The sequence below is a fragment of the Ignavibacteriota bacterium genome, assembly GCA_016707525.1.
Taxonomy (GTDB): domain Bacteria; phylum Bacteroidota; class Ignavibacteria; order UBA10030; family UBA6906; genus JAGDMK01.
Genome location: JADJHP010000012.1, coordinates 70,392 through 92,552, shown reverse-complemented (window position 1 = coordinate 92,552; position 22,161 = coordinate 70,392). Strand labels below are relative to the sequence as shown.

The 22,161-nt window shown below is 60.8% G+C and carries 14 protein-coding genes; 8 read left to right on the top strand and 6 right to left on the bottom strand.

Annotated elements, in window-relative coordinates; genetic code table 11:
• Nucleotides 1-431 precede the first annotated feature (431 nt).
• The 4 genes from IPI01_17810 to IPI01_17795 all read left to right on the top strand — a co-directional run bounded on the left by IPI01_17810 (nucleotide 432) and on the right by IPI01_17795 (nucleotide 5,277).
• Entirely contained in the window at nucleotides 432-842 is a 411-nt protein-coding gene (locus tag IPI01_17810) for a hypothetical protein (protein MBK7259618.1), read from the top strand.
• A gap of 777 nt (nucleotides 843-1,619) precedes the next feature.
• Nucleotides 1,620-1,928, top strand: a complete 309-nt coding sequence (locus tag IPI01_17805) for a T9SS type A sorting domain-containing protein (GenBank protein ID MBK7259617.1) — start codon at nucleotides 1,620-1,622, stop codon at nucleotides 1,926-1,928.
• Between the two features lie 169 nt (nucleotides 1,929-2,097).
• A complete protein-coding gene (locus IPI01_17800) occupies nucleotides 2,098-4,347 on the top strand; it encodes a carboxypeptidase-like regulatory domain-containing protein (protein MBK7259616.1) in 2,250 nt (749 codons plus the stop codon).
• 3 nt (nucleotides 4,348-4,350) lie between these two features.
• Nucleotides 4,351-5,277 (top strand): DUF4249 family protein, encoded by a 927-nt coding sequence (locus IPI01_17795; GenBank protein ID MBK7259615.1) that lies wholly within the window; start codon nucleotides 4,351-4,353, stop codon nucleotides 5,275-5,277.
• 38 nt (nucleotides 5,278-5,315) lie between these two features.
• On the opposite strand, the gene IPI01_17790 is transcribed toward IPI01_17795, so the two are convergent.
• Nucleotides 5,316-7,436: a hypothetical protein gene (locus tag IPI01_17790; protein MBK7259614.1), complete on the bottom strand. Its 2,121-nt coding sequence runs from the start codon at nucleotides 7,434-7,436 to the stop codon at nucleotides 5,316-5,318.
• Between the two features lie 145 nt (nucleotides 7,437-7,581).
• Between IPI01_17790 and IPI01_17785 the strand changes: the two genes are divergently transcribed.
• The 3 genes from IPI01_17785 to IPI01_17775 all read left to right on the top strand — a co-directional run bounded on the left by IPI01_17785 (nucleotide 7,582) and on the right by IPI01_17775 (nucleotide 12,612).
• On the top strand, nucleotides 7,582-10,269 hold the full coding sequence (locus IPI01_17785; GenBank protein MBK7259613.1) for a T9SS type A sorting domain-containing protein: 2,688 nt from the start codon (nucleotides 7,582-7,584) through the stop codon (nucleotides 10,267-10,269).
• 156 nt (nucleotides 10,270-10,425) lie between these two features.
• Nucleotides 10,426-11,571 carry a T9SS type A sorting domain-containing protein gene (locus IPI01_17780; protein MBK7259612.1) on the top strand — a complete coding sequence of 382 codons (1,146 nt, stop codon included), beginning with the start codon at nucleotides 10,426-10,428 and terminating at the stop codon, nucleotides 11,569-11,571.
• A 90-nt stretch (nucleotides 11,572-11,661) separates the two neighbouring features.
• Nucleotides 11,662-12,612, top strand: a complete 951-nt coding sequence (locus IPI01_17775; protein MBK7259611.1) for an NmrA/HSCARG family protein — start codon at nucleotides 11,662-11,664, stop codon at nucleotides 12,610-12,612.
• A 125-nt stretch (nucleotides 12,613-12,737) separates the two neighbouring features.
• Here IPI01_17775 and IPI01_17770 read toward each other — a convergent pair whose 3' ends face one another.
• From IPI01_17770 to bla, 5 genes are all read right to left on the bottom strand, one after another.
• Entirely contained in the window at nucleotides 12,738-13,202 is a 465-nt protein-coding gene (locus IPI01_17770; GenBank protein ID MBK7259610.1) for a GNAT family N-acetyltransferase, read from the bottom strand.
• Between the two features lie 47 nt (nucleotides 13,203-13,249).
• The gene (locus tag IPI01_17765) at nucleotides 13,250-14,611 is read right to left on the bottom strand and encodes a Gfo/Idh/MocA family oxidoreductase (protein MBK7259609.1); all 1,362 of its coding nucleotides are present in this window, start codon (nucleotides 14,609-14,611) and stop codon (nucleotides 13,250-13,252) included.
• Nucleotides 14,612-14,702: 91 nt separating this feature from the next.
• Complete coding sequence (locus tag IPI01_17760; protein ID MBK7259608.1) at nucleotides 14,703-16,058, bottom strand: DUF1080 domain-containing protein; 1,356 nt, start codon at nucleotides 16,056-16,058, stop codon at nucleotides 14,703-14,705.
• 10 nt (nucleotides 16,059-16,068) lie between these two features.
• Nucleotides 16,069-17,124: a LacI family DNA-binding transcriptional regulator gene (locus tag IPI01_17755; GenBank protein MBK7259607.1), complete on the bottom strand. Its 1,056-nt coding sequence runs from the start codon at nucleotides 17,122-17,124 to the stop codon at nucleotides 16,069-16,071.
• 127 nt (nucleotides 17,125-17,251) lie between these two features.
• Nucleotides 17,252-18,136, bottom strand: a complete 885-nt coding sequence (gene bla / locus IPI01_17750; protein ID MBK7259606.1) for a class A beta-lactamase, subclass A2 — start codon at nucleotides 18,134-18,136, stop codon at nucleotides 17,252-17,254.
• Between the two features lie 583 nt (nucleotides 18,137-18,719).
• On the opposite strand from bla, the gene IPI01_17745 reads away from it, so the two are divergent.
• Entirely contained in the window at nucleotides 18,720-22,154 is a 3,435-nt protein-coding gene (locus IPI01_17745; GenBank protein MBK7259605.1) for a S8 family serine peptidase, read from the top strand.
• The last annotated feature ends 7 nt before the right edge of the window (nucleotides 22,155-22,161 follow it).

Below are 22,161 nucleotides of genomic sequence, written 5' to 3'. Positions count from 1 at the left end.
ATACACCGTGACACCATTCTCCTTGCGTTGTCTGCCGCTCATCTGCTTATTCTGGCACCCTTGCTTCAGCCAGAACACCAGCACGGACTCCACTCCTCCAGAAACCAAGGACCGCCCCCCCGTCGGCAGGATGGCACTCCCAATCCCGCTGCCCGCGGATGTCCGCGGCCACCGGGTGTTTGGGATCGTAGGACCGTCAACCCCACCATCGGACTCCTCTGGTGCCAGACTGTTCATCCCGGATGTGCTCCGGAGATCGACCGGATCCCCGAACCGTCCAACATGCGTCCAGAAGATCACAGCCGTCTCCGCAACCCCATTCGTGATCGATACCGCCGTCGTCTTCGGGATCGCAGACACGACGCGCCATCTCTACTCATTTAATGCCAACGCCGCGATGCTTTCCGACCTGGTCCAGAAGCTGACGGCGGGTGTGGACCGACCGATCGCGCGAGAGCTACACCTATGATGAGCGCAACCGCATGACCGGATCGGCGACAGAGTACCTGATCAAGGGCACTCTGACCCTGAGCAGGCGCTACACCTACGTCACCGATGCGATGGGGAACCTCATTTCTGAACTGGAGGAGATGAGGGATACGCTGACGAACACGCTGAAACCCTCTTACCGGATCACCTGCCTCTATGACCAGAGGGGCAAGATCCTCCTCTCTCAGTATGAGAACGTGTCCACCGGCAGGACGACCGGCGGCGGCCGCTCGACGTACGTGAGGGATGCTGCGGGAAATGAACTCCTCAACTTCTATGAGAGATGGGACAACGGATGGTCGCCATCGCACCGGACAACCACCACGCGGGATGACCATGGCCGTCCGCTCTAGAGGTACGGGAACGGCGAGAGAGCGGATACTGGATCCCCACAGACAGAACAGGCCACACATACGATGCCCGGGGAAACGCACTCACCCTGTCCCGCGATGATTGGTTGAATGGAGAGTGGCAGATTCAAAGCAGGGAGACATCCACCTACGATGCGCAGAACAACATCGTACTCTGGATATTCGACTATGGTGTGGGGGGAAAGATCTATTCAAGAACCCGCTACACGTACGAGTATGCCGACGGCAGGGAAACCGGGGGTATGGGAGAATCCTGGCCGGAGAATTCATGGGAACCCCGGTACCGATGGACGATCGAGTACGATTCCCGTGGCGACCGGACCGCAAGAACGATCCAGCAATGGGTAAACGACACCTGGTCGATGACAGAGCGCCGGTCGTATACGTACGACACCGAGCGACGGATGACCGGGGAGACCATCGACCGCTGGTGGGATGGGCAATTGCAGGTCACCGACAGGACCACATGGGCATTCGACGCGGAAGGGGACCCAACGCTTTCCCAGTATGAATCGTGTGACTCTCTCGGACGGACGACCTATGGATACCGCTGGCTTGCTGAGTTCGGGCCGGGGAGCGTGCCGACCGTGCTCGCCCACGATGCATGGAGCGATGGCACCTGGCAACCGGCAGAGAATATGTGGACCTTGCAAGATAGTGTCTCCATCCTCGTTCCGGACCGGGACGGGAATTCGTCACACAACTCGTACAGACTCGAGGGGTGCCGTGTAGAACTCGGTACCAGAGCCATCGGAGCCGATCCGGATCATCCGGCGACGATCGATCTCTTTCAGAACTTCCCCAATCCCTTTAACCCGAATTCAGATATCAGATTTCAGGTCTCCGCATTCTCAATGTCAGCTTTCGGTCTACGACCTTCTGGGCCGCGAAGTGGCGGTGCTCGTGGATCGAAGCCTGGGGCCAGGCACGTACGAGGCTGAATTCAATGCGTCCGGACTCCCCAGCGGGGCATACTTCTATCGCCTCCGGGCCCTTCGGACTCCGTCCTCGGGCGCGACTCCAGAGACGGAGCAGGATCTCTCACGGCAACGAAGAAGATGTTGTTGATCAGGTGAACACCCGGCACCGCACCTGCTTGCGATTGGTCTGTTTTTTCTTTTCTTTTGAGTGAGAGAACGTCCGTAGTGGACCGGCTTCTCAACAGGTTTCTTACGCACACCTCCCGGCACCGTACCGTGGCATTCATCCCATATTCCAGCAGGCTGAACCAGACCCGGTGAAGTATCTCCTCATCATCGGGGGCTTCCTCTTCGTGGTCGCCATCCTCTCCGGGCCAGTCGCCTTCTCTCAGGCAAGCCATCCCGACCCCGGCATCACCGCCGACGTCCGCGGCATCGTCTCCGACAGCTCCAACGGCGAACGCCTCATCGGCGTGAACGTGATCCTCAAGGGCACGAAACGCGGCGCAACCACGAATACCAGCGGCTTCTATACCATCACGAACGTCCCGGCCGGGACGCATCAACTGATCATCAGCGCCGTGGGGTATGAACCCCGCGCGATCCTCTTTGTCGTCAGCCGCAAAGAACAGATCACCCTCAGTGTCCGCCTCACACCCCAACCGGTACAGACGGGCGAGGTCGTGATCCAATCCGCCGGCATCTCGACCCTCACCGAACGCAGTGCCAGCGTCCATGTGATGACCCCGCAGGAGATCCGCGCGCTTCCCGCGATCGCACAGAGCGACCTGCTCCGCTCCCTGCAACTGCTTCCCGGCATCACCTCCACCTCGGATGTGAGCGCGAAGTTCTTCGTGCGCGGCGGTGCAAGCGACCAGAACCAGATCCTCCTCGATGGAATGAAGATCCACAACCCGTTCCATGCGTTCGGGTTGTTCAGTGTGCTGGACCCTGACCTTGTCCGTTCGGCCGAGGTCTACACCGGCGCATTCCCTGCCGGCTACGGCGGACGCCTGTCATCGGTCGTGAACGTCACGACCAAGGAAGGGAACCTGTCGAAGATCTCCGGCAACGCTACCGTCAATTTCCTCTCCGGCAAACTCGAACTCGATGGCCCCTTTGCGGACGACAACTCCTGGCTCGTAAGCGGACGAACATCCCTGTTCAGCAAGACCGTCAACCGCCTGATCCCCAACGCAGCCCCGCTCTCGTTCTACGATCTCTTCGTCAAAGGGACGATGGGAACGAGCACCGGACGGCTCGGCTTCCGCGGATTCATCAGCAGCGATGATGTGACGCCGGTGCCGGTGGACCAGCCCGATCATTCCTGGCGGAATGCCGCCGCTTCGCTCGTGCTTTCCGGGGTTGCGGATGACCGTCTCTATTTCGATGCGACCGTGAACTACTCCTACGCACTGAACCGGCGTTCGCCCAAACCCGGCTCAACGGTCCGGCCGGCAATGTCGCGCCTCGACGAGTTCGGTGTCCGCGTGGAACTGACCAGCTTCACCGAGAACCAGAACACGTTCTTCGAGGGCTTTGAGATCGCGTTCCCGACGATCCAGGATTCGATCTTTGGCTACGGTGTCTTCCCGAAGGAGTACAAGGACAGCCGCGTCAACTGGTCGGCATGGACCCGCTACGTGGGATCATGGGGAGATCTGGGTTTCGATCTCGGGATCCACGCCGATGCCATGCTCCTCTTCGAAGGGTATGCGCCGTATCAGGGGATCCAGCCGCGCCTGACGCTCTCCTACGATCTGGGCAGGACCTGGTCCGTCAAGGCATCGTACGGCACGTTCACGCAGGACATGATCACGATCAGCAATGAGGATGATCTGATCACGCTCTTCGATGCATGGATATTTCTCCCCGACAACCTGCGGCCCGAGCTGGCCCGCCACTACGTCACCGGCATCGAAGGGAACGTCATCCCCGGACTCGCCGTCAGCCTCCAGGGCTACATCAAGGACTACAGTTCTCTGACGCTGTACAATCCGTCGAAGGTCTACCCCGCCGATCCGGACTATCTCAACGGCGATGGCGACGCCCGGGGCATCGAGGCATTGATCCGCTTCGCATCTCCGATCGTGGACATCTATACCTCGTACGCCATGTCCGAGGTCACGGTGAACGCAGGAACGACGTCCTATGCGCCGCGCTACGACCGCCGGCATACGATCAAGGCGGTTTCCACATTCCATCTTTTCGACGGATTCGATCTCACCTTCCGGTGGGATTTTGGTACCGGCTATCCGTTCACGCAGAACGCCGGGTCGTACGACCGGCTGAGCCTGACCGACATCGCAACCAACCCCTTCCCTTTCGGCATCGGCACCCCATCCAGGACGCTCGGCGCGAAGAATGCAGCCCGGCTGCCTGCATACTACCGCTGGGATGCGGGCATCACGTACAGGATCACCTTCGAGGGGATCCGCGGCACGGCAGGGGTCAGCCTTATCAACCTCTCCGATCACAAGAATATCCTGTACTACGACCGCGCCACGGGGAAGACGGACTACATGATCCCGTTCTTCCCGACGGCGCAGGTGTCACTGGACTTCTGAGCGATGAAGCCCCTCATTCATATCGCCCTCATCGGACTGCTCGGCGCACTGGCCATCTCCTGCAACCAGCCGTTCGAACCGGATGGCCCTGCGAACAGCAAGCTGGTCGTCTACAGCATCTTGAATGGCGCTTCGTCAACACAATTCGTTCGGCTCTCCACCACGTATGATGCCTCCTCCGCACCCTCGCTCCGCGGCGCATCGGTATCGATGACGTTCGACGGGAGGACGGTGCAGTTCAGGGATACGACGGTCACGACCACCGACGCATCCGGCGCACCGGCAAGCATCCCGATGTTCGTCGCCTATCAGATGCCTATCACCGGGGGGAGCAAGTACACCCTCCGTGTCACCGATCCGTCCGGACTCGGTGCCGAGGTCCGCTCGACCGCACTCCAGCCGCCGTACTTCGCCCTCAACAACGCGAAGGTGCTCAGCCGGAGCGTCCGCTCGCAGATCATCCTGAACACCACGTTTGGCTCCTTTGACGGCGCGTTCGTGATGCATTTCTATCTGGATTTCTACGCGTACGTGAATGGGGGGTGGGAACTGCACCGGGAAGAGGTGCCTGTGCGAAGCTACGAGGAGTCGGATGGGACCACGGTGAAGGTCTTCCCGTCACTCGATCTGGTCAGGACCTATTCCGCATCCCGCACGATGGTCCCGATCAAGTACGACACGCTCCAGTATGACCAGACACGGTCCGAGATCGTGTCCCGCTACACGGCCGCACCGGTCGTCTGGTTGCGTGCCACGTTCGTGCTGTCTCAGATCGATGACGTGCTGTACAACTACTACTTTGTGAACAACGGGCCACGCGACAACTCCACGATCCGTATGGATCAACCGGACTACACGAACATCCCGAAGGGGCTCGGGGTCTTCGGCAGTTCCGTGATGGTCACGATGACCTACCCGCTCGCCAACTAGACCGCATCCTTTCGTGCGCGTGAACCACCTTCCTCCGCTCAGCGGAGCAGGAGCATCTTCTTCATATCGCGGAAAAGCACACTGTTCCCCCCGACATCCATGCGGCAAAGATACACTCCTGATGCAAACGCATTTCCCGCGAAGGGGACGGTGTATCTGCCGGGCCCCCTGGGCTCATTGACCAGCACGGCAACTTCCCGCCCGAGCACATCGTACACGCTGATCCGTACCATCACTGGCCCGGACCCCGACACGCCGATCTCAAAGGGAATGACAGATACCGGATTAAAAGGATTCGGGTAGTTCTGCCCCAGGCGGAAACCGACCGGAAGCTGCCGATCCCCGTCCACCGCAAGAGAGGTGAACAACTCCGCGAGCTGGCGCCGGTACACTCCCCCCCCATTTGTTCCAACATAAACATAGGGGCTATCGATCACGACGGTGTTCACGGACGGCACGAGCAACCCATTGTTCACCGCTGCCCAGTTCGCACCCTGGTCGACAGACACATACACACCGCCACTCCGGGTGCCCGCGATCAGTTTCTCCTGATACACTTCGATGGCAGTCGCGGAATTGGACCCGAAGCCCGTCGTCGACGGGGTCCAATCCTCGGCTCCTGTGGATAGGGAGTACGGGCCATCCCCTGTGGCAGCGAAGACCTTCTGTCCGATCGTTGCGAATCCGAGGATATCCATGTTGACGAGTCCACCGTTCGTCCGGAACCAATCAAGCCCCCCGCTCGCAGAGCCCAGGATCCCCCTTCCGCTCGTCCCCGCCATGACGAGGCCGACCCCGGGGCCGAATGACTGGACGATCGTCCCTGCAAGATCCCAGACAGAACCCGATCCGAACCGCCAGGTCGTGCCAGCGTTCGTGGAACTGTAGATGCCCTGTCCGCCCGAACCGGCATACAACACCGCGCCGATCTGTCGCACGGTATTGACCTCACCGGGAAGGCCCGGCCTGGCCGTCCACGTGCTTCCCGTGTCCGGAAGTGCAAAGACAGCGGAAGATGTTCCGGCGAACGTGACCCCGTTCCCACGCGTGAGGGCACTGATCTCCAGGGAACTCAGGCCATTGTTGTTCCGGGTCCACACCGATCCACCGTTCGTCGTGGTCAGGATCCCACCACTCTCCGTGCCTACATGCAATACTCCGCCCAGGGAGACGATCCCGGTCACCTGTGCCGTCGTGATCCCTGCGTTCGAAGCGCCCCAATGAAAGCCCCCGTCGGTCGAGACCAGGATCCCATCGCCGGTCCCGGCGAAGAGCGTCGTCCCGTTCGCGATCAGCGTCCCGATGGTCTTGTGTGCCAGACCCGGATCCACGGTGGCCCACGACGAGCCACTGTCTGTGGAAACGGAGAAAAGCCCTGACCCCATCGCAGCGACAAGAGTGGGCGAGCCACTTGCTGGAGTAACGGTCGCGAGCGCAACGACAAGGTTATTCGGAAGACCTGAACCAGCGACGGTCCACGATGCGCCGTTGTCCGTCGACCGGAACACACCTTTATTCAGGGTTCCCGCGAACACCATGGTCGTGAACGACGCCAGGGAGGTAACGGCGGTGGTCGTCATCCCAGCATTGGACTGCGACCAGTTGTCACCGCCATCCATAGATACATACACACCGCCGGACGTGGACGCTCCGAACACACGCGTGCCAACACCCATGAATGCTGACGCACTCCCGGTGGCAAAGCCCCGCCCCGAGGGAAACCACATGGTGCCCCCATCGGTCGAACGCGACGCCCCGAATGTCCCCGACCCCGCGAAGACCACCCCGCCAACGGGGGCTATGACGCTGATATCGTTGCTGATCAACCCTCCGCCCGCATCATTCCAGGTCGTTCCACCGTCCGTACTCGCCCAGATCCCTTCTCCGGCAAGCCCGACATAAACCTTCTCTGCTGTCACGGCGAGTGCAGTAACGGACAAGACCGGAAGTCCGGACGAGGCCTGCTTCCACGATGCCCCGCCGTTCGTTGAGACGAACACTCCACCTCCGATGTTCAACCCCGCGTAGGTGGACGAACCTCTCGCAGCGATCGACGTGATCGGGCCGGCAGGGCCGAGTTGCACCCATTGGCCATAGGCGACCGTGGTCTGAAGAAGGAATGTGAGAAGTGCAACGCTGAGGAGAGCACGGGTGCGCATCAGATATCCGATGGTCGTGGGTGGAAGTGAACGCAATATACAATTTTCCATCGAAGCGCGCCAGATGGCGGAATGCAGTTCACTGATAGGATTTCTGAGCTCTGAATTCCGTATCTTCCTGTCAACGAGCCCCTTCGAGCACCCCATGAGATCTCTGCTGCTTGCCGCGCTGGCCATGTGCTTCGCCTCTTCTGCCTCCGGAGAGGGGCGGGTCCTCTTTGTCATCGGTTCCGACACGGGACTCTGGACCGGCCTCAATGTTGCACGATACCACTGCACGCTCTCTGGAGCGCTGTACTCTGACCCCACCATGAACGCGTCACGGGTCATGGACCCTGCGTTCCGTTCGGCACTCACCGACCGGCATGGCACCCCGATGAAGCTTACCTGGTGGATGATGGCGGGGAACATGTTCCGCCTTTCCGTGAACACGGACATCCCGGTGCCCAGCACCATGCCCGTCTATCTGATGAAACGGTTTCATGGCGAACGGTTACGGCAATGGGGCGACGAACTCACGTTCCACTACCACAATTGGGTGTGGAGCGACCGCAACGGGGACGGCATCTGGTACTGGAATCAGGCGGTGACGTACGATGAATTCGCCCCCGACTTCGACCAGACCCTGGCCGAGATGCTCCTCGAGGAAGAGGTCTTCCCCGTCTCGTTCCGCAGTGGCTGGCATGCAATGAACAACGCCTGGCAGCAACGCCTCGACCATCTCCTCCCCTTCAGCATGCACAATGATTGGCCGGCGGCGCACAACGACCCGGTGGAACCAGTAGACAATGTGTACGACTGGTCACGGGCACCATCCTCATTCATCCCCTTCCATCCCTCGCGATCGGACTATCAGGTGCCCGGCAACGGGAGCGGTTGGAATCTTCGCTCATCGTATGTGACCAGAGCCGATTCCGCATTCCTCACGCAAGCATTTGCGCTCGCCGCACAAGGGACCGATCAGGTTGTTTGCCTCTGGGCGCACCTGCCCGAATCAGATTTCCCGGAAAACCTCCAGAAGCTGAATGCAGCAGTACATGCGGTTGCCAGCCGCTACCCCACCATCGACTACCGGTACTGCTCGGCCATCGAGGCCATGCAGACGTGGCTGAAGACCGCCGATTCCGTGGCCCCGCACTTGACCGTCATGGAGTCAGAGACAGGCGGTGGTGATCTGCTCTGGGTGATCCGTTCCGATGAACCGATCTTTCAGCCGCAGCCCTTTGTCGCCATCAAGGACAGGTATGAGCGCTACCGCATCCTTCCCCTTGAGCAGACCGGTGCACAAGAATGGAAGACCACTTCAGGCGTGCCCCGGTCAGATCTTGCACGTCTGGGCGTTGGTGTCACCGATACGGCGGGGAACCTCAGCACCAGGATCATCCGGTACCTTCCCGACGATGCTATCGTCGACAACAGCTCCACAGGATACGAAGAACTGCACGGCTCATGGCAGAGCGTCACCGGGAGCGGATTCGATGCATCCTTCCGCCTGTGCACGCTGGCGCCGGGCGACTCAGCCATGGCACGCTGGAACGTCGCGATCCCAGCACAAGGAACGTTCAACATCTCCATCAGGATCCCTGCAACCACGGCCCCTTGCGCGGCCGGACGCATACTCTGGGGCGCAGACGGGAACGAACGTGTGACATCTTTCAGCTCTGTGTTGCCGGCGGATACCTGGACCCATGTTGGGACACTTCGGGCAGAGGGCCCGGGACAGGCGCATGTTGCTCTCACCTGCTGGGGGTCTCCGGGAGCGACAATGTTCGGCGCGGATGCGATCAGAGTCTCAGCGCTCGTTCGCGAACGGTGGGTGGAAGCCCCCTCGACCTTCGATGCCGGGGCCCTGATCGTCGGTGAGCAGTCGGAGCGCGGGCTGGTGATCCGCAACTCCGGAGTGAACACTGCGCATATACTTTCTGCAACCACCGTTCGGGGAACGGCATCGGTGATGGATGCTCTCCCCCTTGCTCTCCCGGCCATGGGTGAGCACACCCTGAACCTGCGATGCACTCCTTCGATCGTCGGCGCCTTTGTTGACACGCTGGTTCTCACGACAGACGATCCGCTCCACGCCGGGGTCAGGGTAGCTCTCCATGGACAGGCGCGCGAGTATTTTGTGCTCATCGATGACCGGGATCCCTCGCGCTATGGCGAGACGGGGAACTGGGCGTTCAGTTCAGCGGGCGGCCTCAACTCCACAAGCAGGTATGCATACCCCGCACCTGGCGTGGCGGCTCAATTCACGGTCCGCCTGAAGAGACCGGGGCTGTACAACGTCAGCGCCATCGTTCCAACGACCGTGAATGCATCGCTCCGCGCCCGATACGACCTGGTGTGTGGATCCACCACGATCGATTCCCTGTTCCGGGACCAGAATGCTGGCAGTGGAAGCTGGGTCCGTCTCTGGGAACGGGATCTGCCGGCCGATACGGCGCTGACGGTGCGGATCACCGACGCGATGGTTCCCGTGGTCTCCGGCAAGGTGCTGCGCACCGATGCCGTGGAATTCCAGTGGCTCAGCACGGGTACCAACGTCCGGCACGATGGCACGGCGGCCATCCCCGGGGAGAGCTCGCTGGAGCAGAACTACCCGAATCCCTTCAATCCCTCCACGCGCATCACCATCTCCCTTGCCGCCCGGCAACGGACACGCGTTTCGATCTATGACGTACTCGGAAGAGAGATCACGACACTGTTGGATGAGGTCAGAGATGCGGGCAGGTTCACATTGACCTTCCATGGCGCGGGTCTCTCGAGCGGGATCTACATCTGCAGGATGCGTACCGGAAACGCCGTGTGGTCCCGACGAATGCTCCTGATGAAGTAAGTTGATCGCATGAGGCGGCAACAGCAATTCGTCATACAGAGCATTTGAGATCAGTGCATGGTCGCCTGCCCGGCAACCCGCCACGCATGCACACGATGATTCACTTTGCAATCTCTCCGCAATTGTCCGGGTTACTCCAGAGAATAGGGAGCACGTATGTACCGATCCAGGATCATCGCGATCTTTCTCCTGTCGCTCTGTATGGCCCAGGCGCATGCGCAATCCCTCGCCCTTCCCCCGCGCCCGGTTGACGCCTACACGCGTGACGACATGCTGCGCATCCTCACCCCCCTCACGCGTGAGGCCCGGGAGGATTCCGTGTATCGCTGGTTCATGGCCGGGAACGTTCCGGCATTCCTCCGGACACTTGTCCCCGTGACCGCATCGGCGGTCATCAACGGACAGCCTCGCAGCGTCACCTTCCACACGACGCCGGACTATCTCGCATTGGGACCGGACGAGCGGTACCTCCTCATGCCGATGACTCCCCTCCTGGCTCAACGGCTTGCCGATGCTTTGCGGTGCACGCTGCCAACGCGCAAGATGGTCAATGAGATCTACGCGGCATCCTCCGTGAAGCTGGCCCCGGCCCCGATACCGCCGAGCGGAGCAATGATCACGGTCCCGGTGTTCGTCCAGCACGACTCCATCGTCTGGACCCAACGGCAACCCGTGCTCGGATCATTTCCTCAAGGATCATTGGTCGGGGGAACCAAGAAGGATGTCGTGATCTCGAACAAGATCCGGAGCGACCTGAAGGCGGGTGTTCCGAAGCCGGTGGTCATTTACGGTTGGCATCAACTGAACGGGAGCCCGATCCAACCCCTCTACAATGGACACGGGGAGACCTACGCGGATTACAGTCACGGGATACGGCTTGTTCTGAATGCAGCCGAGCTGGACGGTGCACCGACGACGGTGAGCGCCGTCTTGACTGATGATGCGTTGTCCGTGCTGCTGAGTGACGAGGGCGTGATCGCCCGGCCACGTTACGGAGATGCACCGGCGGGCATCGGCATATCGGCGGACACCGCCGGCCTGGGATCGATGTTCGAAGGGGCGTTTCCGAACCCATTCAACACATCAACGGAGGTCCGGTACAGGCTTGCATCGGACGATGAGGTCACGCTGAAGGTCTACGATCTCCTCGGGCGCGAGACCGCTACGCTCGTCGATGCAGCAATGGATGCCGGAGCACACGAAGTGACCTTCGACGGATCCGGCCATGCGAGCGGGGTGTATATCGTGAGGTTCATGGCTGGCAGGTCGGTGCAGAGTGGAAAGATCGTTCTCTTGAGATAGTGCCAAGGGAACGATGCACCCCCCCTTTGAGGTTACACAGTGTAGACACACCTCATGAGTCAAGCACCTCACACAGCAGGAGGGATCGGCATGGCGGAGAGAAAGATCATCGCAGTGGTTGGTGCAACTGGCGCCCAGGGCGGCGGACTGGTACGCGCAATCCTCAATAGTCCGGGCGGAGGCTTTGCAGCCCGGGCCATCACCCGCGATGTCACATCGGACAAGGCAAAGGAACTTGCCAAACTCGGGGCGGAAGTGGTCGCCGGCGATGTTGATGATGTTGAGAGTCTGAAGAAGGCCTTTGCCGGGGCATACGGGGCATATTGTGTCACCTTCTTCTGGGCACACTTCTCTCCCGAACGCGAGAAGGCGAACGCCCTGGCGATGGCACAGGCGGCGAAGGCAGCGGGGATCCAGCATGCGATCTGGTCCACGTTCGAAGACACCCGCAAGCTCGTGCCGCTCTCGGACGACAGGATGCCAACACTCATGGGCAAGTACAAGGTCGCGCACTTCGATGCCAAGAATGAGGCGAATCAGGCGTTCACCGATCTCGGCGTCCCCACGACATTCCTCCTGACGTCGTTCTACTGGGAGAACCTCATCTACTTTGGTGCGGGGCCCAAGAAGGGTGCAGATGGTACACTCGCCCTGACCTATCCCATGGGCGACAAGAAGCTTCCCGGGATCGCCTCGGAGGATATCGGACGGTGTGCGTATGGCATCTTCAGAAAGGGGCGCGAGTACATCGGGAAGACCGTGGGGATCGCCGGAGAGCATCTCACCGGCGCGCAGATGGCGGCCGCCCTGACGAAGGCACTCCGACAGGAGGTCCGATACAACGACGTGCCTCCGGATGTGTACCGGGGATTCGGATTCCCTGGCGCAGAGGACATGGGAAACATGTTCCAGTACAAGCGCGATTTTGAAAAGGAGTATTGTGGTGCGCGCGACATCGGCGTCTCGCGTTCACTCAATCCAGCGCTGCTGACATTTGATGCATGGCTCAAGAGCAATGCGGAGCGCATTCCGCTGGAGTAGTCCGGAGCATCTTTCCCGCAGGGCCTCAGGCATCCATCCGGAGATCCCACGACACTTCCCCATGATCCTGGACGATCATCGTGGGATCAGCGGCAAGCCATCACGCAGGAGAGTGACCGACGCTGCTACTCTTGTACTTGGTGGAGGGTCTTCTGAAAGCAGATACTGTTCCCTAAACCGATGAACGGACCATAGTTGGCGATCTGATGATAGCCCTGACCGGCATACAGAGCAACGGCCTCGGATTGTTTTCTTCCTGTTTCCAGGACGCAAGCGCTGGCCCCGAGCTGCCGCGCCCAGTCCTCGAGCTCCGCCAGGATCAGTCCGGCGATCCCCTTTCTGCGCCACGCCGGGAGAACGAACATGCGCTTGACCTCCATCATGTCCTGCGGGAACGGCCGGATCGCGCCACACCCCACGGCTCCGCCGTTCGTATACGCCAGGACGACGTTCCGGGGGACATCCGTGGCATTCAATTGCGCGTAGTACGGATGTTCTTCCCCATCGACCCGTGCCAGATGTTCATCCAGCAGTTCCACCAGGCGGAGAAACTCCGGGCTGTCAGAATTGGTTCGTGCTATCCTGATCATACGAAAAGCCTCTTTCAATTAAGAATTAAGAATTCTTAGTTCTTAATTCAGAATTCGAAGACCTCACCCCCGGCCAGTACTTCCTGTGCCTTCGCATCGAACGTCACCGCCTTGCCAGTGTGCAGGGCCGCGGTCGTCATGATGGTCGACACGGAATGATAATATCCGGCTTCGACCGGTGCGTTCGGCGTCTGCCCGCTACGCATGCATTCGAGCCAGTTTCGCATGTGCAGGCTCGTCATCAGATCCACCCCCGTCGCCGCAGCTGTCTGGGCACGGACCGATGCATCGGTGAGCTCCGTCTCCGGCAACAGGTTTGGTTTCAAGCCCATCGCCGAAGCTTCACGCTCCTGCAGTCCCCCGTTCGATGTCACCCGGTTGGTATCCAAATTCAGTTCCCCGCCGTTGGAGTAATAGATCTCCTTGATACCGCCGGCACTGTTGTGCATACGCGACGAGTACACGACCTGAAAGCCCTTCTTGTGCGGCTCCTCCACCGGCCCGAAATCGAACACCGCCGTCATCGTATCGAAATTCTTCCGGCCATCATCCCACATATAAATGCCGCCGTTCGCCGTGACGGTCCGCGGGAATTTGTACCCGGAGAACCAGTGCACCGTATCGATCTGATGGCACATCCACTGCCCGGGAATGCCCGAGGAGTACGGCCAGAACAGGCGATACTCCACATATTTGCGCGGATCCCAGGACTCGTGCGGCCTGCCGATGAGATAGCGCTTCCAATCCGTATCGCTCTCTTGTATATCGGCGACAAGGCCAGGCCGGCGCCAGCGTCCCGGCTGATTGATGTTCCAGGACATTTCCACCATGGTGATGGGGCCGAATTTCCCTGAGGCAATATACTCCGCCGCCTTCTGATAGTTCGGCCCACTTCTCCGCTGCGAACCGATCTGGAGGACGATACCGGACTTCCGCACTTCCTCCAGCGCCAGCCGATTGTCGCTCATGGTCTCCGCGAACGGCTTCTCGACATACGCATGCTTCCGGTTCTGTGCCGCTTCAACGGCATGCCGTGCGTGCTGGAAATCGGCCGTGGAGATGATCACGGCGTCCACGTCCCTGTCGGCGTAGAGTTCGTCGTTGTTCCTGTAGGCCCGGACAGCCTTCCCGGTCCGTTCTTTCACGAACGCGAGCCCTTCAGCGCGTCGCCGGTTCCAGATGTCTGATACGCCTACGATCTCGAATCCCAGCTCATCGGCGTGTTTCCAGAACGCCGGCAACAGCGCATCCTTTGCGCGGTCGGAGAACCCCACCACGCCCACCATCAGGCGGTCATTCGCCCCGATGATCCGCGCATAACTCGACGCGGTGGATCCCGCCCCGCCCAGCATGACACCGGTCACCGCTGCGCCGGCACCCTTCAGAAACTCTCTACGCGAATTCTTCATGGATCCCTCTGTTGCGTTGGATGAACTGATCACGCACCATCCTCTACAGCGGCGTGCACCTTGCACAGCCTTCGCTCCCGGCAATGGCCCCTCAGGGCAGCGGGTGGATCTTGATGCTGCGGAATGAGACACGGTTGCCGTGGTCCTGCAACAGGATATGACCGCGGGACGCCTCGCCGAACGATGGCCACACGACGTATTTGCTGTGATCGACCAGTGCGCGCCACATCTGGGTTGCGCGCTCATACTCCACGGTCTTGAAGCCGTTGAGCCAGTGTTCGACATGACGTCCGTTCACGATCACCGTTGCGCGATTCCACTCATCGATCCCGTTGAACCGTACATTCTGCGGCGGGATCAGGTCGTAGAGCCCTGCAAGCTTCCGGTTCCCATTCATGCCTTTCTTCGCGTCCTCGTGGACCGCATCGTCCAGGATCTGATATTCACACCCGATGGCCGAACCTTCGCCTTTGTTCAACCCGGGGTCGACGAAATACTTGATCCCGCTGTTCGCACCGGCCGCGATACGGAAATCAACGATGAGCATGAAGTTCGTATACTCTGCCTCCGTCACGATGTCGCCTCCCATGCGCGACTCAAAACCGCCGGCCTCCGATACCGAGAGTGTACCATCGATGATGTCCCAGCCCTTCGTCGGAAATGCTGCCACCTTCGCACCCCTCCAGCCCTTTGTCGTTGCGCCATCCCAGAGGAGGCTCCAGCCATCGGCACGCTCCCGGTCGCTGATCGTGTTCGGCACATAATTGTATTGCGCAATGCCGCCGGCATTCTTCGTCCACTCTCCATCGAGGCCGGTGGTCATGATGCGCAGGTCCCTCCAACGCACACACATCCCTGCCTTGGTCGAGTCGTTGCCGACCCCATGGACCTGCAATCCGATGAAGCCGCGTAGCGTGGTATTGTCCAGGATATCAGCGCATGGGACACCATTCACCCACGTGCGGATCGACGTACCACGGGCTTCGACACGCAGGAGGTTCCATCCGTCCTTGTGGTAGGCTTGCTTCGATCCCGGCTGCGCCTCGAGCGTATGCAACCAACCACGGCGCGACTCGTCATAGATGCCGCCGGTCCAGGCACGGTCGGAGGGATCGATCTCCACCTGGTACCCGTACACGCGTCCCCCGCGCACGCCGGGCGATCGTTCACTGCGGATCTGCACACCTGAGTTCAGTCCCCAGTCCGCCATGAACTCGCACTCGAAAATGAAGTCGCCGTAGGAGTCCGTGGTGCACAGGAAACTGTTGGGCGACCCGACGACGGTCGTTCCGACAAGAGCACCATCCCGGACGGTGTATGTGGCCTGGCCGTTCCGTTGACTCCAGCCAGCCAGGTCGCGGCCGTTGAAGAGCGGTTGCCAGGAAGCGGCGTGAGCAGCAGCCGCACACGCCAGGAGCATTGCGATCGTGGTGAGGGCATGACGCATGACAGGTTCCTTACAGAGTGTGGTCGCGGGGTGGCCCGGCGGACTCCCGGACGATCAGATCCGCATCGAGGAGGATGTTCTCGATCGGGAGCGGGGCCTGCGATTCGATGTTGCGTATCAGGATCTCCGCGGCCCGGCTCCCGAGATCGAAAAGCGGGGCGCGGACGGTGGTCAGCTTCACCGGGGCACGGCTGGAGAAGGTGATATCGTCGTTTCCGACGATCGAGATCTCTTCGGGCACCCGGATGTGCAGCTCAGTGAGCGCAGCCATGACACCGAATGCGACGAGATCATTGTAACAGACGATGGCCGTCGGGTATGCATCATGTCCGCGCCCGGCACAATAGCGTTTGCACGTATCATAGCCATCCTGCACATGCGCGCCGGCATACACGATCAGGTCTTCGCGGGAAGCGAGACGGCTTTCCGTGAACGCACGGTGGAATCCCTGGATGCGTTCAAAGGTGTGCGATGCGTGCATCGGCCCGGCGAAATGAACGACGTGCCGGTGTCCGAGATCGAGGAGATACTGGACCGCATTCCTCATCGCCTTGATATTGTCGATGGAGACGACGTTCGACTGGATACCCTTCACCTGCTCGAGAAGAACGAAAGGGAAGTTGAGCCGGCGAAGCCGGAAGAGGTGTTCGATCTCGGCGTCGCCTTCGAGCACGGGCGCGATGATGGCGCCCTTGATGTGCTTGCGGAGGAAGGATTCCGTGATCCGTTCTTCCACGGTGTGATCGCCTTCCGAGCTGGCGATGATGACGATGCACCCCTTTGTGGCGGCATACGACATGGCACCGAGGGCGATCGCGGTATAGAAGGGGTTATCCAATTCGCGGACGATGAGACTGATCGTCCAGAGCCTCTGGGCCCGGCCGGCCGCATCGCGGGCCCCTCCCCAGGGGCGGTAATTCAGCTGCTTGACCGCATGGAGGACCGTGCGGCGTGTATCTGGCTTGACCGTGTTCTTCTCGTTGATGACCGCCGAGACTGTCCCGAGCGACACGCCGGCAAGCCTGGCAACATCATGGATGGTAACGCGTTTCAACGGGGGCCTCAGCTGTACCGGGCCAGTGCCACGATCTGTCCGGTGGGGATAGTGCAACGGGACCTCTTGGGCGGAGCATTGCGCATCTACGGTTCAATGTACTCCGCAACGAAAAGAAAATCAATGGGCGGATGCCGATCTACGGCCGCACATGCGCATCCCACACGGCGCGTGCCACGCGGGCAATGAACCCTTCGCACATCCCTTCCGGCTCATGCGCATCCGTGACGAACACGACCAATGCCAGATGACGTCCGTCAGGAAGCGTGATCACCCCTACATCATTCGTCGCCGGAACGATGTCCCCGTACACACCCGATGAGCCGGTTTTGTGGGCGACAACGGTCCCCTCCGGCAACAACCCCTTGATGCGGCGCGGACCGGTGGTCGTTCCTTCCATGACCTCGCGCAGAAAGGCGCTGGTCGAAGGTGCCAGAACTTCCCCGCGATAGAACTTCTTCAACAACAACGCCATCGCTCCCGGTGCACACCAGTTGCGGTACTGCGCCCTGTCGTCGCGGTGCATCTCCGCTTCCGTGTTCACGATCGCGATGTCCGTGACGCCCAGCGAATGTATGTACCGGTTCACTTCTGCCGGCCCACCCATCATACGGAAGAGCAGGTCACAGCCGTTGTTGTCACTCTGCGCAACCGTGGAGCGGATGATCTCGTCCAGTGTCACATCCACATTCCCACCCGGATACTTCTCGCGGAGCGGGCTCCAGGTGTTCGGCAACAGATCCTTCTTCCGGATATGGACCTTCTGGCTGAGCGAGAGCTTCCCCTGATCAACGGCATGCAGGACCGCAACCGCGAGCGGGAACTTGTACACGCTTTGCATGGGATACCGCCCGCTGCCCCCCACGGTCAGTGTGTCCGGAGATTCGATACCATACACCGCAACACCAGTCTTCGCTTGAATGCCCCCGGCGATGCTGTCGAGGGTGGCACGCAATGAGGACGTCTGCGCCGACCCGGTGAGGGCGGCACACAGAACGATCACAACGATGGAACTTGAGGCGATGCATCTCCCAAGGACCGTTCTTCCTGTTCTATGCCGCGACCGTGCGCATGCAGGTGATACTGTAGCGGGAATTTTGGGAAAGTTCCATAGACGCCCTTATCACTTCACGCAGCCGCGTCCCACCATGCAGGCTTCCGCGCACATGGGAGAGAGGATCGATCTCACGAAGGGCATTCCTGATCGCTACATCTGCGAGCGTTGCTCGCGGGAATCCCGCGCGAGGACAGGGAGAACACGGGGTCTTGTACTTTGAATTCCCCGGACGGGGATGGGGACATGGTCCGGAGTCGGCAGGGTCTGGAACCACTTACAACCTCATTGACACCGAGCCAGCACCGCTTTACCCCGACGTCGTCCATCGGTCAGGAGCAACGATGCGCACCGCTCTGCTTCCCCGTTCTCTCACTTGTGATGTCGGTCACGCTCTCATGCGCAACCCCTGCCATGCATGATGATGGCACTTGTGCCCCTGCTCTTTCGCCGTGTTTCCTTGCCTCATGGACATGCGCAGGATCCGGCGGCGCATCCCACCCCCACCCCATCCCTTATGCCCGTGGCCCGGGATTCCCTGATCGATGTGATCGTGGAATTCACAGAGGAGCCTCAGTTCATCCTCTCGAGCCATTCGTCCGCCGCTGCTTCTGCTCCACGGTACCTCGACCGTCGTGCGGAGTTCCCGGCAGACCTCAACCGCCAGGGGATCACTGCCTTCGACCTGTCGCCAGACCGTTTCTATCATAAGGTCTTCTACGGCGCAGCATTGGCCCTTCGCGAAAACGACATCCGGATCGTTGAACGCCTCCCGTATGTCAAAAAGATCCATCGCGCAAAGTCATACGAAGCTCATCTCGAAAAGAGCCTCCGGCAGATCCATGCACGTGAAGCGTGGTCAGCCTATGCCGTGAAGGGCAGTGGCGTGCTCGTGGCGATCATCGATAGCGGCATCGACTATCTCCATCCCGCGCTCGGCGGCGGGATCGGACCGGGGTTCACCGTGACGGGCGGCTACGACTTCGTGAACCATGATCCCGATCCCATGGACGACAACGGGCATGGTACGCATGTCGCGGGGATCATTGCCGCGAATGCCGGAGACCTCCAGGGCGTTGCCCCCCTCTCCCGTCTCCTTGCCTACAAGGTCCTCAACGACCGCGGCCGCGGTCGTGAGGCGGACATCCTTGCAGCGATCGAACGGCTTGCCGATCCCGATCAGAACGGCGATCCATCCGATCGCCCCGATGTGGTGAATATGAGCCTGGGCTCGGACTACGGTGACCCCGACGATGCGCTGTCGACCGCGGTGGATAACGCCACTCGCCTGGGCATCACGTTCTGCATCTCCGCCGGCAACGCCGGACGTTATACCCCGTACCAGGGAAAGGAAGACAACTACTATTATACTGCCATGGAATCCGTTGGCAGTCCGGGCACAGCCCGGCTGGCGATCACCGTGGCAGCCGTGGACTCTCTGGACCGTCGCGCGGAGTATTCCTCCAAAGGCCCGGCCGGAGGAACGTTCGCGATCAAGCCGGATGTCTCCGCACCGGGCGACATGATCTGGTCCCTCGCTCCAGGCGGAGGATACGCACTCAAGTCGGGGACCTCCATGGCCTCACCCATGGCGGCAGGCATTGCTGCGTTGCTCCGGTCCAGGGACAAGACCCTTACTCCCGCCGCGATCAAGGCGATCCTGATGAACTCCGCACGCGACCTGGGACTGTCCGTCCTTCAGCAGGGTGCCGGCCGAGTCGACGCATTGCGCGCGCTCGGGCTCACCACGCGCGCGTTCCCCGGCCACCTCAGTTTCGGCCTGGACGATGCATCGGCAACGACCTGGACCACGACCGATACCCTGTTGATCGAGAACCGTGCCGCCACGGCGCAGGAGTATTCCTGGAGCGCGGCGGGTTCGGGCAGCGGCGTCGGATTGACTGCATCGCCTTCAGCATTCACGCTCATGCCCAACGACGCCCGGCAGGTGGTCATCACGCTGAGCGTGAACAATGCCATTGTTCCCCTCGTCGACGAAGACATCAGGATCCGCGACGGACTGGTCTTCCTGAATGGAACGAAAGACACCATCGGGATCCCGTGGGCGTTCGCCCGGACGTCTCAGATGCTCCTCTCCTTTGCTGCACCGGGTCCTTCGTTCATCGGTGCCGGAGAGAATTCCGTCATCCTACCCGTCGCACCGAAGCTCGGGCCCAAGGTCCGCTGGATCGATAAGCTCCATGTGCAGGTCGCAGGCGCAACGGCGGGCGCGTACGATTTCCTGGTGTCGTTCCCCGGAACGGGAGCACTGATCGTACGCGAACAACTCCCGTTCACCGGCAGCGCTGCGTTCCATTTCGATCCCGCGGAGGCGGTCCATACCGTCCAACTCCAGGGGACGGACGATACAGGCGCACCGTTCCCCCCCACAGAACACACCCAGAGGACGCTGGTGGCTTCGCTCCCGTCGGGCTACGCTCTGTACGGACGTTTTCCGACCGGATCGGCATCACTCCCCATAAGTCCCGCCTCCGCCCGGGTCGCGTTCCTTCCCGTGGAGAGCCATTTCGACTGGCGCGATGGTGGGCGCGTGGTCCTTCCGCAGTATGCGGCGTTCCGCGGGATCGGGGCAAGCAGCATCCGCACACCATCGGGATCAGGCTATGTGAAGCAACTCCTTTCGTTCACGCTCCCACCCGGGACGTCGATGGCAAAGTTCTATGCGGATGTCATCGCCATCGAGACCATGGGTGGACAGGAATTCTTCAACCCCGTACAGATCGACTACGATACGATACAGACGCAGGGTGAAGAAGTGCGGCTGCATCTTTCCATGATGGGGCATCAGGATCCGGCGCACTATACCTCTCTCGCGTTCCACATCAATGCCAGCGATCTCTCGACGGATGTCCTCGACTACTCGACGCGCTATCTCACGGTGAGCAATGACAGCATCCTCGCATCACTCCCCTCGCAACGCTCGCCGGTGATCAGCGCCTTCCCGAACGGCGGGACGATGCACTTCGGAAGGGCGCCCCTGCATATCCTGAGCCTGTCGTACAACAACCTCTCGGGGACGTCCATCCAATTCGGCCCGAACTTCCGCGGCAGCCTTCTTGAGGACCGGTATCACGATGCGAGGCGCGGCACCTACGTCGTGTACAACGCCGGTTGGCAGCCCGTTCACGCGGGCACGATCATCGCCCCCCGGGAACCGATCGCGCTGCCCGCCGCATGGCATCACCTCGTCCTGACGTCCGACAATTATTTCGTGCGCGGCTTCCGCGGCGCGGTCACGTTGACCAACTCCGTGAACCTCGCACACGCGATGCCCGACCCCCCGTTCATCACCTCGTTCGCCGTTCTCGGCGGGGATGGTCTCCCGACCGACAGTACCGGACACGAAAGTGCTCCGTCGTTGCGATTCTCCTCGCGGCTTCCCATGCCCGGAACGCTCCCGGTCATCGACTCCACGCGCGTGTTCTACCGGAACATCCGGAGTGGACCGTGGATCCCCCTGACGGTGTCAGCGAACGGTGTAAGCGGCTCCGGCGTCGGCACGATCTTCACTTCCTCTCTCGCCGGATGCACGGGCAAGGACTCTTCCGCGGTCGATCTCCGGATCCGCGTCGTCGACGAGCAGGGTCATGCGTCGGACATGACGGTCTCGCCGGCATTCGTCGTTGGTGCCTGGAACGGTGGAGACCCAACGGGTGTTGAAGAGACTGGAGACATTCCCCTGGCATTCGCCCTTGCCCAGAACTATCCGAACCCGTTCAACCCCTCGACGGTGATCAGGTACACCGTAGGAGGTGGAGGGGGGGCGCGGACACGAACAGCCATCCTGACGCGACTGCAGGTGTTCGATCTTCTCGGCCGGCACGTGGCGACGCTCGTGGACGAGATGAAGGAACCCGGGGATCACGAGGTCCGGTTCGAAGCGGCCGGCCTTGCAACGGGCATCTACTTCTACCGCCTCTCGGCGGGAGGGTTCGTGCAAACGCGCACGATGATCCTGATGCGGTAAACGTCAA

What these genes read in the sequence shown, in the direction of transcription:
- IPI01_17795 (MBK7259615.1), top strand. Translation starts at nt 4,351, where the DNA reads ATGAAGCCCCTCATTCATATCGCCCTCATCGGACTGCTCGGCGCACTG.
- IPI01_17790 (MBK7259614.1), bottom strand. Translation starts at nt 7,436, where the DNA reads ATGCGCACCCGTGCTCTCCTCAGCGTTGCACTTCTCACATTCCTTCTT.
- IPI01_17785 (MBK7259613.1), top strand. Translation starts at nt 7,582, where the DNA reads ATGAGATCTCTGCTGCTTGCCGCGCTGGCCATGTGCTTCGCCTCTTCT.
- IPI01_17780 (MBK7259612.1), top strand. Translation starts at nt 10,426, where the DNA reads ATGTACCGATCCAGGATCATCGCGATCTTTCTCCTGTCGCTCTGTATG.
- IPI01_17775 (MBK7259611.1), top strand. Translation starts at nt 11,662, where the DNA reads ATGGCGGAGAGAAAGATCATCGCAGTGGTTGGTGCAACTGGCGCCCAG.
- IPI01_17770 (MBK7259610.1), bottom strand. Translation starts at nt 13,202, where the DNA reads ATGATCAGGATAGCACGAACCAATTCTGACAGCCCGGAGTTTCTCCGC.
- IPI01_17765 (MBK7259609.1), bottom strand. Translation starts at nt 14,611, where the DNA reads ATGAAGAATTCGCGTAGAGAGTTTCTGAAGGGTGCCGGCGCAGCGGTG.
- IPI01_17760 (MBK7259608.1), bottom strand. Translation starts at nt 16,058, where the DNA reads ATGCGTCATGCCCTCACCACGATCGCAATGCTCCTGGCGTGTGCGGCT.